We start from the raw sequence: 14,662 nt of genomic DNA on the forward strand, positions 1-14,662 counted from the left end.
CTTGAAATAATTCTGGAGTCTTTTTTATTTTGCACTCATTTGCCCTATTTATTGAGGCCTTACCTAAACTCACTTTCTGGTCATGCGAGACCAAGCCCTGTTAGCTGGCGAGTAAAGTTTCTCGTAGGATCAGAGATGCTTCTTCATCCACCAAGCTGTGTAATGTCATCATGTAACTCACCAAAGCTAGTCCTCCGTAAACAGGATTAATTAACACTTTTTTAATGATATCGAATACTTTGATGATCAGATTAAAAACAACAATTGAAAACTTAAAGCCTTGCACTTTGATCCTTAGTTCATTGATAAACTGAGTAATTTGTTGAGGTGGTGTCATATTATCTACAAGGACAAAATAATCCATATCGAGTTGTCGTTTCATGGCAATAGCTTTATTGGAGCCTGGCACAAGGTGATTAAATAACAGGCTAAACCCTTCTGACATTGCGATACCTGCCCGCTCAAAGATAATCAGCCCTTTAAAGGCTATTTGTTTTGCAAATCGTAGTACCCGTATGACCGCATTTGATAACTTTCCTATTACTTTTTTTACCTGACTGATCACCCAATTGACCGCGCCTTTAATTAGCCGCCAGAGTCGTTTGACACCATCAAGCAAGAAGTTACCAAAACCTATCGACTTCCAATGACTGTCTTTTATATTGTTGTCTTTATTGCGAAGAACCTTGATGATTTTATTCGTCTGCGCCAGCGGGAGCTCAGGTTCATCTTCTGTCACGCAAGCACACACCAAAATATCAATAATGACATGCGCATTGGTCACCTGACCATTGAAAATCCCTTGCTTTAAATCTTGCTCTGACAATGATAAGCAAGCAACTTTACGCTTATCCGAAGCGCATTCTTGATAAAAGTCTATCGCCACGCTTAACAGGCCACCTACTCTGATCGCAGCTGGTGACCGCATTCGTACGGGCCTCGTTTTGCCCTGTCGATTAGGTTTTGTACGTTTTCTAGACAAGATAGGATTAAACATGAGGCGATCATCGTCAGGGGCAATAACGGTACCGTCGGGAGCCGAACTGTCACCTTGATGATAACCATGTAGCCACAGTTCGACTTTGGCTAAGTGGCCAATAAACCTTAGTGTATGACTTAATAATGCTTGCAGACTATTGTTGACGTTTTCTTCATATAAAGGAACGCTAGCAAGCTTTTTTCTTAGTTTTTTGCGCTTATCATGTACCAATTGAACTAAACGATCTTGATCAAATAAAACATCCAGTAACGATAAGCTAAAGCCCGCATCAACAGGAAAACTTGCAGCGTCAATACCTAATTCGATCAGCAAAAGACGAAGTTGCTTTAGCCCAGAGTCAACAACTTGCCTTCGAACAGTATCTTCTCTTTCTTGCAGCGAGAGTGAACTGTTTTTGATATCTTGTGCAGCTTTCGAGAAGTCCTCTCGTTCACCTTCAATAACGCCCAACGCACGGAGCCGAACATAGGCGGCACGCAAGATAAAATTGTTTGGCTGAGCATCAATTAGCCACATTTCCAAATGGGTCGCCTCTTCAAACGTAAATACCTGTTGAATTGCCTGCCACGTTTGATATCCCAACCAGCCATCATCATGCAAATTGGCGTCTCGTTGAAGTTGACGGACGGCCGAGGTTAACGCAGCATTTGAGACCTTAGCGCGAGTTTTCAGATATTGCAGGTGAACAAGTCTATCGACCACGACTTTGCGCAGCGCCTTGTCCATGAATATCTTACCTGCCTTGGGTTTACTATGAGGGAGTTTAGGCAGGTAGCCATCTATAATTCCCTGTGCCGAGAACTTTTCTAAATACACGACTTTTTCAGCATTAAGTGAAGCGGTGATCATAGTCTCTGAATATCCTTATAGAGTTCAATGACACTATGGTATACAACAAAATCCTTAGGTGGACGGGTAGGATTAACTGTCACTTTTTTACAAGCGTTTCAATACCATCTTTGACAATATCAAAGATACCATCTCTTAGAGACTGCCCAGCAATTACTGCGTTAGTGTGCGCTTCTTCTAGGCTAGCAGCCATTTCTGGTGACACTTTAGGATTATTTGTTCTAAAGACAAATGCATCCCCGTCAAGCTTATAACTATCGACCGCTGCAATGATCAAATTTCCATCGACTTTGCCTGTTGCCGCGTCTTTAAAAAGCTCTTCCATGTCCACTTTATTAAGGTCGACTTCCTTACCCGAAAGTGCAGCTTCAATATCGCCCGTTGCAGTAGTTACGGTTAGCTTTGAGAAGTCAATTGCGACGTCTTTCAAATCATCAAGTAGTGTTTCAAATTTGCCAGCCATAGGGTGTTCCTTATCTTTGATTGAATGTTGAGTGAGCTCAATAACTTAACAAATGGAAAAACATATCTAGGAGGGTAGATTCCATTCTATTACTTTGCATTCAACTATAGTCAAAGTTAAGTGTTTTTCCCATGTTCTATCGGTGCGCTTGACAAACACAAAATTAATCAAGGCAGCTGAACACTTGCAGTACCAAGAAGTATTTCACTTAAATTCAGCTTAATTAACTATCCTTTAATTGATGTGGTCAGTATTGGGAAAACGCGATTAGTGCCAATGCACAGGGTCTACATGATAGTACTCTCTCAACTGCTGATACAGCGTAGGAAATTGCGCATAAAACTGTTGAGAGCGTTCAAAGAATACTTCACTGGCAACAGCAAAAAATTCTGCAGGCTCACTCGCACCATAATGATCAAACAACGAAGGATGGCCTTGTGCTGCCTGCTTTTGCAATAATGAAAACTGTGTTGAAAAAGCAGCTGACCATTGAGCGTAGCTCTGAGCTTTTCCTAAAATTGGCGCACCATTCGCCTTTCCATTCTCCTGATCTAGCTGATGAGCAAATTCATGGATAACCACATTTTGACCATCATCAGGAATTTCAGCGCCAACGATTGTGTCCTGCCATGACAATACTACCTTGCCAAATTCCCACGACTCCCCAGCAAGTACTTTTTGCTGAATCGATTGCACGCCCACACCATTGGTGTTTTGCTGTTGTTTGATAAAGGCTCGGGGATACACCAATATCGTTTGTAATTTAGGGTAGTAGTCGGTTTTACGATTCAGCAATAACAAGCATGCCTGAGCTGCGATGGTAATTTTGATTTCATCCGTAATAATAACGCCATTACAGCCAACAAAGTTTTTTTCATGTACAAAGACTTGAATATGCTGCTTTAACTGCAACTGCAAGTCTGCAGGCATCTGCTTAAAATATGGCATGCGCTGTTGAATGATTTTACGCCATTCTTTCTTAAATGGTTTACGCCTTATTTTATCGCGCTGAGCTTCACGCCAATAGGGTTTTGCTATTGAAAAACCGATCAGTAAAACGGCAATAAATATCGGTAAAAAATATGAAAGCATCATTAGCCAAAATAATAAGTATTTACTATGAGGTATGAATGAGCGGATTAAATATCAAGGTATTAGGTTGAAATAACGTCAAAATGAGCAAATCTACGCCAACAAAGAAGTGTAGTCCGAAACACTGTTTATTGTTCAAAACCGTGAACCGCCATAATGCGTTGGTATTCACCACTTTCTTTTAGCAACAACATACCTTTGTTAAATTCGTCAATAAGATCACTACCATTGACTTGCGTTTTAGCAATTGCCAAGTAGTTGGCTTCTCTTTCAAATGTTGTCTCTAGAGTAGATATGAGATGGGAACTGTCGGGCTGCTCTTTTTGTAACATGTATGACGCGGTGTATTTATCAACGATCATAAAATCAATCCGCTCGGCAACTAACTTCTTCAAGTTTTGACTGTCCGTATCAACAAATTCTAAATTTAAGCCCAATGACTCTAGCTTAGGCGGTAGCAGATAACCGCGTACGCTCCCTACGCGGTATTTCGTTAGATCATACAATTTTTCAATTGGCAGTGCTCTGCCCGTTTTCTTTAATATTTTCATTTCATTATAAAAATAAGGAGCGCTAAAAAAATAACTTTCCGAACGAATTTGAGAATACCACAGACAAACAACACCCTGTTGTTGACCAAATTGTGATTCGGAAAATACTCGTGCGAATGGGAAAAAGGTATACTCAACGTGATAGTCTACCTTAGCAAATGCTTGAGAAACTAAATCAAGCCACACACCACCATTCCTTAATAACTCTCCAGAGAAAGGAGGATAGGAATAAGCAGCCAATTGAATTTTTATGATTTTTTACATGATCGGTAGTTGAAAATAAAAGCAAAACACAGCAAAAAATATACTTCATATAATTAGCCAACCCCTAGCGATAAATACTACATTTAACGATAAAGTATAGCTACACAAGGCTAATAGTCTTAATTCTTTCAATTAATTATTAAGGTTAGATACTTGCGAATAACTCAATACCAGTGAATATTGCTGATTTTGCGCTTAAATGTTTCCTATTATTGTTAAAAACAATATGAATTGTAAATTGAAAATTACGTTTGGAAACACAGTTTTCAGTAAGACTAGATAAGGAGTAAAAAGCTCCATATCTAGTCATTTTGATTAAGTTGTCTATGCCGAATTATTTTTTCGAATAGAAATAAATTGCCAGATAACGATCGCAATATAACAAATCAAAAAGGTCAGATAGAATCCTTTTAATAATGGATCCTTAATATCGGTAACAATAGGCGCGTCTGTTGGTAAACGCATTAAGCCATCAGTAATCGCCGGAATCATATGAAATAACAAGGTTGCTGAGTAGCTCAACGCTTGCACGTAAGGTGAAAGGCCTCTGAGTATTTGTGTTTTAGCGGCAATAGTACCTACTAATAATGCCAGCAATGTTAATACGGCCAAGCCATGCGCAACACCAAAACCGCCATGTCTGAATATTGCTAATGCACTACCGGCTGCAAGTAACGTACAAATTAAGTAAACCTTACCTGCAGTTTGTTCAATCAATATATATTTGAATCGCACTAATGAATAAAAACCGGCAATTAAAGCGATAATCGCAACACCGGTGTGAAACCAACCAAATAACGAAATTTCTGGCATAACACTTTCCTATTATTTTATCTGTAAGTGCATTGTGCACAACATTATCGTGCACAACAAGCTTTATGAAAATGATGAGTAGAACTGTCTAGATAATTTACATAGTTTTTCAATCTATTAGGCAGTATTGCAACTCTTTCAATTAATACGTTGAAAATTTTGACTTTAATTTAGTTGGCATCAACAGTGCTCAAATTTCGAGCAGTTCACATAGCCTATTTAGGAACTTTGATGACTAGCCTCAACCATTTAACTTTCTTTGTGTTAATTTTACTGTTAACGCTGCAGCCAACAATGGCAGATGTTATGTTCGGCTCTGATGGCAACCTAGGTGGGGTTTTCGCTAGGACGCAGATCCTTATGATTATCAATTTACACAAGACATAACATTAGAACGGTCATTAAATAACGGTATTCGCTATTCACTCGAAGGCGGCTCTGTCGAAGCATATCGTGATTTATTTGTTTGGGATACATTGCCAACTGTCGCTCAAATGTCGACAGCTATTGACTTAGCCTTTGCCGCATGGACATCCGTCGACCCAATTTCTGGGCTAGGAACAGATTTATACTTTGTAGACGACAGCGCTAATACTCTGCCGATCGGTGATATTTTTGGCTCTGCTAACGTTTTAGGTGCTGAAATAGATTTATTTGGCTCAGATAGAGGAAGTGGCGCTTTAAGCGGTACCTCTTTCTTTTGGGCAGACAATACAAACGATGCCACCCTTACCTCTGGTACCGCTGATTACACTGATGCATGGTCAATTATAGGATCTGATATCGTTATGAATAACAATGCTGGGGCTAGCTATTCACTTCCTTTGTTTCAACGAATACTGCCCCACGAAATTGGCCATTCATGGCGAATCACCTATTCGAATGCATCAACAAGTGGTTTGGGAATATATAGAGCCTTTTATCGAACGATAAATTATGCAAATAAATAACATCTAAACTAAGAAGTTTACGGCTTAACCTCTTATAAATGATACGCCTTAACCAAGTAGCGATGAATACTGGATGTAACGAGTTCAAACGTATTCATCGCACTAAACTGCTATTCAAAAATAATTTTTTTCAAGCTGTCTTTTTGAATCAATGGTTCATACTTTTCTTCAATACTTGAGCGTTTGATTTTCATAGTAGGCGTCAACAACCCGTTCTCTATGGTCCATTGTTCTTTGCACACGAGTAAATAATCGAGTTGCTGATGGCGCTCAAGTGTCCCGTTGACCTCAGTTAGTGTTTGGAAAAGCTCAGCACTAAGCACGTCATCTATGTCCCCTGCTGACTCAGACAACATCACTAGGGCTATAGGCTGCTTTAATCCCGTACCCATCACGCAGGCCAGTTCAATATTGTTTGACGCACATAACTTCCCTTCTATTGGCGCCGGTGTTACGTATTTACCTTTACTGGTTTTAAATTCTTCTTTAAGTCGTCCGATAATTTTGAATGCACCAGTATTGGTGATTAACCCTCGATCGCCGGTGCGAAACCAACCCTCTTCGAAGGCACTTTCATTGGCTGTAGGGTTTAGATAGTAACTACCAAATACGGCGTCCCCGCGAATTAAGATTTCATCTTGATCCGACAATTTCATTTCAACACACGATAAAGGATGACCTATAGTCCCAACATCTTGATCATCATAGGGAATATTGCCACAAGACAGACCAGATGTTTCACTCATGCCCCACCCTTCTTCCAAACATATTCCGATTTTTTCGTACCACTGAATGACTGACTCAGGTGTAGGTGCTGAGCCCGAGCCAAAACGCTGTACACATTCAAAGCCCAAATTCTTTCTGATTTTTGCTGATATTAACTTACCGACAATAGGAATACTGAGTAAAAAGTTAAGTTTCTGTTGCGGAATTTTGGTTAGAATTTCAGACTTAAACTTAAGCCACAGTCTTGGCACTGAGACAAACCGAGTTGGTTTAGCATATTTCAAATTATCGATAAATGTATCGAGCGACTCAATAAAATAGACACTGGCACCAGCCACTATCGATGTCCCTTCAATTAAACTGCGCTCAGTGATATGGGCTAGTGGCAAATAAGAAACACAGCGATCATCACCAGATATCTCTAGTTTTTCCACACCACAACGTGTCGCTGATAAACAATTTTGATGAGTCAGTGTCACCCCTTTAGGTACACCTGTGCTACCAGAGGTATAAATAATGGTGGCAATATCGCTGCTTTTCGGCAAATAAATTGGATCAAGCGGCTCATAGGTATCAAGCCATGTTTGCCATTGTTGTTGTGACGGCACGGTTGGATAAGGAAAAGCAATACGCAATACATCAGCAGAAATGGCTTTATCAACACTGTCAGGCTCATCTAACTTGCCGACAAAAATCGCTTTAATGTCACTGTGTTCAATGACATGCTTTATGGTGTTTTGATTGGCATTGAAAAAGATCGGCACACTGATCATATCCGCCATCATAATAGCCAAATCAACAATAAACCAATGCGCACAATTTTTTGAAATTATGCCAATGCGGCTTTTTTCGGGATAGCCTTGAGCCTTAATACCTGCGGCTATTTTTCTTGCCTGAAGCTCAACGTCTGCCCATGTAAATTCATGCCATTGACCATCAATAGGTTGATGCAGATACACGTCATTGGCTTTATTTTTAGCATGATGCAGTAAGTATTCGACATTTGATTGATAGTCCATAAGCACTTCTATTTTTTTGATTTTCAAAAAGTTTAGCGCTATTTATCGGTTATGGCTATCCCTAAATTTGTAAGCTAGTTTACTGAAAGTTATAAACTTTCGATTAGTAGAAACTTGGCGCTCAATCATCTTTTCTTATTGATTGAAACGCCAAACTAAATACCTATAAATCAATAACAAAAACATCAGATTTAGGTCGAGATACGCACAAACAGAGTTTACCGGATTCTCGTTCCTGAACCGTTAAGCAATTATCTTGATGATCTATTTCTACTGCGGAATTCGTGCTAACTACGCACGATTTACATTCTCCTGTTTGGCAGCTAAATGGCACTTCTACGCCAGCATTTAGTACACCTTCAAGTAAACTTTCGTCCGCACTTATGCTTATATCAATACCAGACTTCGCCAGTGTCAGCTGTACAGGTTGAGCCTCACTATTTAGTGGCGCAGAAAATTGCTCGTAATGAATTCGTGTTGGCGCAATATTAAGTTCAGCTGCCAACTTTTTAAGCTCAATAAGCATCGTTTGAGGGCCGCAAAAATAGACGTGGCTATGTTGTTCTAACGTTTGCAATAGCCCGATTAGCGAAATGCGCTCCTCTTGATTGGCAGGATACAAATGTAATTTATCGCCAAGTTGACGGGTTAATCGATCAGCATACGCCATTTGCGTTAATTCACGCCCTGCATAATGTAATTCAAAGCTAGACTGCTGAGCTAGCAATTCTAAAGCCATCGCCTTAATTGGCGTAATACCAATACCTGCAGCAATGAGTACTGTATGTTTATGCTCTTCGTCAATCGAAAAGTAGTTATCGGGAAGCTGACAATGAAGAGTATGTCCAACTTGATATTGTAAATGAATTGCTTTTGAGCCACCGTGCCCTTGAGACTCGTTTTTTACTGCAATCTCATAACAATCAGTACGTGCTGGATTTGTGCTGATTGAGTAGTGACGCCAAATAATTTCGCCATTTGCTGTGGCTACTGGCACTTGTAAATGTGCACCTGCTGCTACCTTAGGTAAGTCACCACCATTGACTGCGCGTAATTCATAGGCTCTAACATCGGAAGTGAGCTGTCGAATTCCGCTAATGGTCAAAGAAAGTGGCCCATCGCCTAATTCATTATTCGAGCTTTGTTGAAGCGCTTTACTTTGGCTTAGCTTAGCTTCAAGTGTTTTAACCTTAGATTGCAGAGGATCAATTAACTTGATGATCTCCTCTTCACTGTAACGAGGCGTGATGTGTTGCGGGCAATTCCAATCAAAGGCGACAATCTTGATAATGAAACCGCGCTCCACGCGAGCTCGATAATGGTCGTCTTCGAGTAATGCAAGAGTATCCCAGTCTTGCTCATCCACTTGTGTAACATGCCCTAAAACTTTAAGGCGTCGCTTGTTGGCATAATCCATTAGGATAAGCGACACGCGATCATTTTTTCTAAAATTACCAGTGCTAACGTATTGTCTGTTGCCACTATAATCTGCAAAACCTAAGGTTTGGGCATCAATTATTTTTAGGAAACCTTTCGGTCCGCCGCGATGTTGAACATAAGGCCATTCAGTTTCACTTACACTGGCCATGTAAAAACTATCGCGTTGGCTAATAAATTCGGCTTCAGCCTCAGACATGAGATGATTATAGTCTTCGCCAACATCCATACCAGCATAACCTGATCGGCTACCTAGCTCAGTTTGAATTTTTCTAACGGTTTCTGTAAATGCTACTTGTGCGTATTGGTGAGCCATCGTTCTTTCCTCGATATAGAATGAGGAGCAAGCTCCTCATTGGGTACCTGTTAAGACGCTTTTCTTAACTCGACTTTTGGAAAATCTATTTCAACGCGACTTGCTTTGCCTAAGATATTGGTCAAAATATTCATGCCGACATGTGTGATAATTTCAACGACTTCTGCGTCAGAATAACCTGCATTACGAATCTCTAGCAATTCAGCAGTAGTAACTTCACCATTATTTTCAGCTAATGAACGAGCAAATTTTACTGCAACAGCCGCTTTCGCGTCTTGGCTACCACCTGCGCGGTTGGCTAACATTTCATCTCCAGACAGTCCGGCATTTTTACCGATAGCAGTATGTGCTGAAACACAATACTGACATGCATTTTGCTCTGCTAATCCTAATGCAATACGTTCTTTAGTCTTGCCATCCAAGTCGCCTTCGTTAGCAATACTGTGCAATCCTAGGAAAGCTTGTAACGCCGCTGGAGAGTTAGCGAATACTTTTAAGAAGTTAGGGACTATGCCTAGTTGTTGCTCAATAGCATCAAATAGTGCACTTTGTTCTTCTGTTGCTTGCTCTGGTGTTACAACGTTAATTCTACTCATGATAATTTCCTCTGGTTTTAAGTGATTTTTGAATCCTGTAACAATAGGACGAAGCCAGTATGAAACAAACCACTTCCAACAAGAATAACCACGATATACAATTGATTATTTCATAAAATGAAATAATCAATGTTAGATCAAATACAGTTAATGACAATATTTGTCACCGTTGCTGAAGAGCAAGGCTTTGCAGCGGCAAGTCGTCGTTTAGCAATGTCGCCACCGACCGTTACTCGCGCAATATCTACATTAGAGAAACGTTTGTCCGTTAAATTATTTAACCGAACGACAAGATACGTACGAGTTACCGATGCAGGTATGCGTTATTTGGAAGACGTGAAACGTATTCTTGATGACATTAAAGTAGCAAACGAAGCTGCACGCGGTATTAATGAAACGCCAATCGGCAAAATAAGTGTCACCGCACCGGTGCTTTTTGGGCAAGAATTTGTATTGCCTAGCGTATTGGAATATTTAAAAACCTACCCTAACACAAGCGTAAACACAGTGTTTTTAGATCGTATCGTCAACCTATTAGAAGAAGGCTATGACGTGGGCGTCAGAATTGGCAATCTCTCTGACTCTTCAATGCGAGCTAAAAAAGTAGGCTCCGTACGATTAATACTGGTCGCGTCACCAGAGTATTTAAGTCGCTATGACATTCCACAGCACTTTTCTGAGTTAGATGCACACTCACTAATCGAAGTACAAGCCGGGAGCCTTGATCCTCATTGGAAATTCAAACAAAAAGAAACGTTAGTTAATCAACCAATAAAACCTAGACTCAGTGTTACCACCAACCAAGCAGCAATAAATGCGGCTATTGCGGGATTTGGTATCGCACGTGTCATTTCCTACCAAGTGGCAAACCAACTTAAAAAAAACAAACTCAAAATTATTCTTGAGCCGTTTGAACAACCTCCATTACCCGTCAATATTATCCATCGCGAAGATCGATTATCATCAACCAAAGTTAGAAGTTTTATTGATTTACTTGCCCATAATTTAATAAAGAATACGGCGATTAATTAACCAGAAGCTCACTATGGTCTGCTAGTGATTTATTGGACAAAACTTAGTCAAGAATGAAGGCATCAACCTGCTGATTTTAGCTCGATAGTATTTTTGTATAAGCGAGGATCGTTTATGTGCTCAAGCATTGCGACATCAGGCAAACAATCGTCATCAACGTAGTCAATATAATCGTCCGCGACGTCAAACACTAAAACATCTAGTGCTAACCTGTCCATGCCATACAAACCACGATGAATCATATCAGCGGAGAAAACCAGTAAATCGCCTGCTGCTAAGGGAATTTTTTTACCAGTAGAAAGATCCTCTGTACTGTCTCTCCCCTTTTCTTCCTGCCGCACATTGAATTCTTCCTCGTTGTCCCAGCGTTTATGCGTTCCTGGCACTAATTCCATACCCAGCTCATCAAATAGCGGCACTCGAAGATGTACGACCTGAGTGTCATGAATAATGCGCTTTTGCCCTTCAACATCATAGTCATATTGACAATCTCGGTGCCAAAAATCTTTTTGTGTTGGGTTAACGGGGTTGAAGAACAACTGCGTATTCATAAAGGCAGGCTTATTGGTGATCACTGTTTGCACAGCCTCCATCATTTTTTTAGAGCTGATGAAATTAAACAGTGCAATTCTATCTTCATTAGCCAAATATTGACTGCCGGTGATCAATGAAGAATTAAATGCTTCCTGCTGATAAAACTCCGCATTATCTTGTTTCCATAACTCATGGAACTTAAGGATGACTGTTCTAAGTGACGATACTTCAGGTGCACTAAAATAATTTCTAACAACGAAATAGCCATTCTCATCATATTCCCTGTTTAATTGAATGCGGTTATTTAACATGTACTACTCTTGAAAACCATTAACCATAGCCACTAATTTTCTCATTCAATAAGGAAAATAACCATCACCTGTTTTAGATTTATTTGATATTTATCTATGTTGATTGACTCAAGCGCAATGTCGGTTGAAATAGTTCGTACAATTACATTCCAAGTGTGAAAATTAGAAAAGGTAACAGTGAATCATAATTCGCTGTTACCTTTATACGATGTAATTAATCGCCCCTTATGAAGACGGTACTAGCCAATAACGGTCATTTCATTCAACAAAAATTCAGCCACTGCACCTTCTGTTGCAGCCATGTAATGTGCTAAGTGCTCATTATTCATATGAGTTTGCCACAATTCACGTGTTTGCCAATTCTCATAGAACATAAAATGAGCGGGATTTTCATTGTCTTGATGTAGGTCGTAGTTAATGCAGCCATGCTCTGCTCGAGTCACGTCAATCAGCTTTTGCAATTCGGCTTTAACCAATGCGATATGTTCAGGTTTAGCGGTAATATTAGCCACGATAGTTAACTGGGTCATACAAGAATTCCTTATTTAATTAATGAATTTATTACTGTTTTAGTCGGTAAAGTTAAAAACTTTCCAGTACAATTTTTCCAATTGATCTTCCAGACTCTAGTGCTTGATGAGCGGCTCTTAAATTTTCAGCGTTGATGTTGCCTAAGTTTTTACCAACCGTGGTTTGGATATGTCCCTGATCCACTAAGTCAGCCACTTGATTCAGTAGTTCATGTTGCTTATTGATGTCCTTAGTATTGAACATCGAACGAGTAAACATAAACTCCCAATGCAAAGAGATACTTTTGAATTTGAGTTTGCTGATATCAAGAGATTCAGGATCATCAATCAGCGCTAGTTTCCCCATTGGTGCCAATAGCTCAACATAACTGTCTAGATATGAATCAGTATGCGTTAAGCTGGCAACATGAGTAACTTGACCAATGTTTAAGTTTTCAATTTGTGTAGCTAAAGGTTTGGTGTGATCAATGACATAATCTGCGCCAAGTGATTTCACCCATTCGGATGAACTCTCACGTGAAGCAGTACCAATCACTGTAGCACCTGTAAGTGTTTTAGCTAATTGAACCAATATCGATCCGACTCCACCAGCAGCACCCGTTATTAATAAAATGTCGTCAGATTGCTCTTTCGATTGTGGCGCTTGTTGCTTTATGGCTAAACGCTCAAATAGAAGCTCCCACGCCGTAATTGCAGTTAAAGGTAAAGCTGCAGCGTCACTGTCAGATAAGCTCTTTGGCTTACGACCAACAATACGCTCATCAACTAACTGAAACTCAGCATTGCTCCCCTGTCGATTTAAATCGCCAGCATAAAACACCATGTCACCCGGCTTAAAATGACTAACAGATTCCCCTGTAGCAAGCACTTCACCGACAGCATCCCAACCTAATACTTTAAAGTCATCACCTTGTGGTGCGACATTTTGGCGAATTTTGAAATCTACTGGATTAACAGCGACTGCTTTTATTCTTACTAATAAGTCATGACCTGACGCTGAGGGCTGTGGTAACTCAATATCAATTAAAGATGCTGGCTCAGTAACAGGTAATGATTGTTGATATCCAATGGCTTTCATGATGTCTCTCCGATAATCTTAATGCTGTCATTTAAAACGAGTTGTTAACTTAGGGCTCAGTATAAACGTTGATTTATCATCGAAAAACAGCATAATGATTGAATCTTTATCAAATTATTTTTGACAATAATGTTATTAGAAGATCTTAATGTTGTAATAAACGTCGCGAAGTTTCGTAGCATTACTGCCGCAGCGGAAAGCCTAGATATGCGAACAGCTACGGCCAGTGCAGCGTTAAAAAGAGCTGAACGTGCACTGGGTGTTGAGCTCTTTGTTCGAACAACTCGTCAACTGAGACTATCAGCGGCAGGTGAAAGGTATTTGCCGAAATGTGAACAAGCGCTGCAGATGCTAGAGTCCGCAAAACAAAACGTTAAAGATGACTTGGATGTTATCGATGGCGAATTAAGAATTTCAGTACCGTCTGATCTGGGCAGGAATTTGATATTACCGTGGCTTGATGAGTTCATGCAAGTTCATACGGGCATTAGTATCAAGCTACATATCAGCGACAGCAATATCGACTTCTATCGAGACCCAATTGACTTAGCATTACGGTATGGCTCACCAAATGACAGTAACCTATATGGTTTCAAAATCTGTAATGTTCCAAGAGTGCTTTGTGCAACACCAGAGTATTTAGAACAATATGGTATTCCAAGCCACCCTAATGAGCTGATTAACCATAATGCTCTTTTATATCAATTGCATGACATTATTCACGATGTTTGGGCGTTCTCTCAACAAAATGAGTTGATTAAGGTAAAAGTCCAAGGTAATCGCGCGTCTAATGATGCAGAATTGGTGAGGCGTTGGTGTGTAAATGGTAAAGGAATAGCCGCGAAATCATTATTAGATATGTCACAGGATTTACTCAATGAAAACCTTGTCACCCTATTAGATGAGTTTTCACCAAAACCTACAGAGTTATGGCTTGTTTGTCCTACAAAGCAAACAATTACCCCAGCGGTTCGATTGCTACGAGAACATTTAAAAGAGAAATGTGAAGATGTTTTATCTCAGTTGGCTAGTAAAGGACAAATGATGATTGAGTAGCTAAACATGATAACGCACGATCTCTACCGGTAAAAATAAGGCTGT

Annotated in this window: 14 protein-coding genes; 3 read left to right on the top strand and 11 right to left on the bottom strand. The window is 40.0% G+C overall.

The window, feature by feature from the left end; translation table 11 throughout:
* Window positions 1-100 precede the first annotated feature (100 nt).
* From QUE03_RS13030 to QUE03_RS13050, 5 genes are all read right to left on the bottom strand, one after another.
* Window positions 101-1,849 carry a peptidoglycan-binding domain-containing protein gene (locus QUE03_RS13030; protein ID WP_286262123.1) on the bottom strand — a complete coding sequence of 583 codons (1,749 nt, stop codon included), beginning with the start codon at window positions 1,847-1,849 and terminating at the stop codon, window positions 101-103.
* A 79-nt stretch (window positions 1,850-1,928) separates the two neighbouring features.
* Window positions 1,929-2,312 carry a hypothetical protein gene (locus QUE03_RS13035; RefSeq protein WP_286262125.1) on the bottom strand — a complete coding sequence of 128 codons (384 nt, stop codon included), beginning with the start codon at window positions 2,310-2,312 and terminating at the stop codon, window positions 1,929-1,931.
* A gap of 267 nt (window positions 2,313-2,579) precedes the next feature.
* Window positions 2,580-3,404, bottom strand: coding sequence for a M90 family metallopeptidase (locus QUE03_RS13040; protein WP_286267855.1), 825 nt, complete (start codon window positions 3,402-3,404; stop codon window positions 2,580-2,582).
* A 128-nt stretch (window positions 3,405-3,532) separates the two neighbouring features.
* Complete coding sequence (locus QUE03_RS13045) at window positions 3,533-4,195, bottom strand: substrate-binding periplasmic protein (RefSeq protein ID WP_286262127.1); 663 nt, start codon at window positions 4,193-4,195, stop codon at window positions 3,533-3,535.
* Window positions 4,196-4,543: 348 nt separating this feature from the next.
* Entirely contained in the window at window positions 4,544-5,032 is a 489-nt protein-coding gene (locus tag QUE03_RS13050) for a hypothetical protein (protein WP_286262128.1), read from the bottom strand.
* Between the two features lie 494 nt (window positions 5,033-5,526).
* On the opposite strand from QUE03_RS13050, the gene QUE03_RS13055 reads away from it, so the two are divergent.
* Complete coding sequence (locus tag QUE03_RS13055; protein ID WP_286262130.1) at window positions 5,527-5,982, top strand: hypothetical protein; 456 nt, start codon at window positions 5,527-5,529, stop codon at window positions 5,980-5,982.
* A 110-nt stretch (window positions 5,983-6,092) separates the two neighbouring features.
* Here QUE03_RS13055 and QUE03_RS13060 read toward each other — a convergent pair whose 3' ends face one another.
* The 3 genes from QUE03_RS13060 to QUE03_RS13070 form a co-directional block, all read right to left on the bottom strand.
* Window positions 6,093-7,727, bottom strand: coding sequence for an AMP-binding protein (locus QUE03_RS13060; RefSeq protein ID WP_286262132.1), 1,635 nt, complete (start codon window positions 7,725-7,727; stop codon window positions 6,093-6,095).
* Window positions 7,728-7,890: 163 nt separating this feature from the next.
* Entirely contained in the window at window positions 7,891-9,480 is a 1,590-nt protein-coding gene (locus QUE03_RS13065) for a pyridoxamine 5'-phosphate oxidase family protein (RefSeq protein ID WP_286262134.1), read from the bottom strand.
* 50 nt (window positions 9,481-9,530) lie between these two features.
* A complete protein-coding gene (locus tag QUE03_RS13070; RefSeq protein ID WP_286262135.1) occupies window positions 9,531-10,076 on the bottom strand; it encodes a carboxymuconolactone decarboxylase family protein in 546 nt (181 codons plus the stop codon).
* Between the two features lie 129 nt (window positions 10,077-10,205).
* Between QUE03_RS13070 and QUE03_RS13075 the strand changes: the two genes are divergently transcribed.
* Window positions 10,206-11,108 (top strand): LysR family transcriptional regulator, encoded by a 903-nt coding sequence (locus QUE03_RS13075; protein ID WP_286262138.1) that lies wholly within the window; start codon window positions 10,206-10,208, stop codon window positions 11,106-11,108.
* A 62-nt stretch (window positions 11,109-11,170) separates the two neighbouring features.
* Here QUE03_RS13075 and QUE03_RS13080 read toward each other — a convergent pair whose 3' ends face one another.
* From QUE03_RS13080 to QUE03_RS13090, 3 genes are all read right to left on the bottom strand, one after another.
* The gene (locus QUE03_RS13080) at window positions 11,171-11,953 is read right to left on the bottom strand and encodes a phytanoyl-CoA dioxygenase family protein (RefSeq protein ID WP_286262140.1); all 783 of its coding nucleotides are present in this window, start codon (window positions 11,951-11,953) and stop codon (window positions 11,171-11,173) included.
* Between the two features lie 239 nt (window positions 11,954-12,192).
* A complete protein-coding gene (locus QUE03_RS13085) occupies window positions 12,193-12,483 on the bottom strand; it encodes a putative quinol monooxygenase (protein ID WP_286262142.1) in 291 nt (96 codons plus the stop codon).
* A 52-nt stretch (window positions 12,484-12,535) separates the two neighbouring features.
* Window positions 12,536-13,561 (bottom strand): zinc-binding alcohol dehydrogenase family protein, encoded by a 1,026-nt coding sequence (locus QUE03_RS13090; protein WP_286262144.1) that lies wholly within the window; start codon window positions 13,559-13,561, stop codon window positions 12,536-12,538.
* A 129-nt stretch (window positions 13,562-13,690) separates the two neighbouring features.
* On the opposite strand from QUE03_RS13090, the gene QUE03_RS13095 reads away from it, so the two are divergent.
* Window positions 13,691-14,617 carry a LysR family transcriptional regulator gene (locus QUE03_RS13095; protein WP_286262146.1) on the top strand — a complete coding sequence of 309 codons (927 nt, stop codon included), beginning with the start codon at window positions 13,691-13,693 and terminating at the stop codon, window positions 14,615-14,617.
* Window positions 14,618-14,662 lie beyond the last annotated feature (45 nt).

The organism is Thalassotalea atypica (assembly GCF_030295975.1).
In the GTDB taxonomy this organism is placed as follows: Bacteria; Pseudomonadota; Gammaproteobacteria; order Enterobacterales; family Alteromonadaceae; genus Thalassotalea_F; species Thalassotalea_F atypica.

What these genes read in the sequence shown, in the direction of transcription:
- QUE03_RS13030 (WP_286262123.1), bottom strand. Translation starts at nt 1,849, where the DNA reads ATGATCACCGCTTCACTTAATGCTGAAAAAGTCGTGTATTTAGAAAAG.
- QUE03_RS13035 (WP_286262125.1), bottom strand. Translation starts at nt 2,312, where the DNA reads ATGGCTGGCAAATTTGAAACACTACTTGATGATTTGAAAGACGTCGCA.
- QUE03_RS13040 (WP_286267855.1), bottom strand. Translation starts at nt 3,404, where the DNA reads ATGCTTTCATATTTTTTACCGATATTTATTGCCGTTTTACTGATCGGT.
- QUE03_RS13050 (WP_286262128.1), bottom strand. Translation starts at nt 5,032, where the DNA reads ATGCCAGAAATTTCGTTATTTGGTTGGTTTCACACCGGTGTTGCGATT.
- QUE03_RS13055 (WP_286262130.1), top strand. Translation starts at nt 5,527, where the DNA reads ATGTCGACAGCTATTGACTTAGCCTTTGCCGCATGGACATCCGTCGAC.
- QUE03_RS13060 (WP_286262132.1), bottom strand. Translation starts at nt 7,727, where the DNA reads ATGGACTATCAATCAAATGTCGAATACTTACTGCATCATGCTAAAAAT.
- QUE03_RS13065 (WP_286262134.1), bottom strand. Translation starts at nt 9,480, where the DNA reads ATGGCTCACCAATACGCACAAGTAGCATTTACAGAAACCGTTAGAAAA.
- QUE03_RS13070 (WP_286262135.1), bottom strand. Translation starts at nt 10,076, where the DNA reads ATGAGTAGAATTAACGTTGTAACACCAGAGCAAGCAACAGAAGAACAA.
- QUE03_RS13075 (WP_286262138.1), top strand. Translation starts at nt 10,206, where the DNA reads ATGTTAGATCAAATACAGTTAATGACAATATTTGTCACCGTTGCTGAA.
- QUE03_RS13080 (WP_286262140.1), bottom strand. Translation starts at nt 11,953, where the DNA reads ATGTTAAATAACCGCATTCAATTAAACAGGGAATATGATGAGAATGGC.
- QUE03_RS13085 (WP_286262142.1), bottom strand. Translation starts at nt 12,483, where the DNA reads ATGACCCAGTTAACTATCGTGGCTAATATTACCGCTAAACCTGAACAT.
- QUE03_RS13090 (WP_286262144.1), bottom strand. Translation starts at nt 13,561, where the DNA reads ATGAAAGCCATTGGATATCAACAATCATTACCTGTTACTGAGCCAGCA.
- QUE03_RS13095 (WP_286262146.1), top strand. Translation starts at nt 13,691, where the DNA reads ATGTTATTAGAAGATCTTAATGTTGTAATAAACGTCGCGAAGTTTCGT.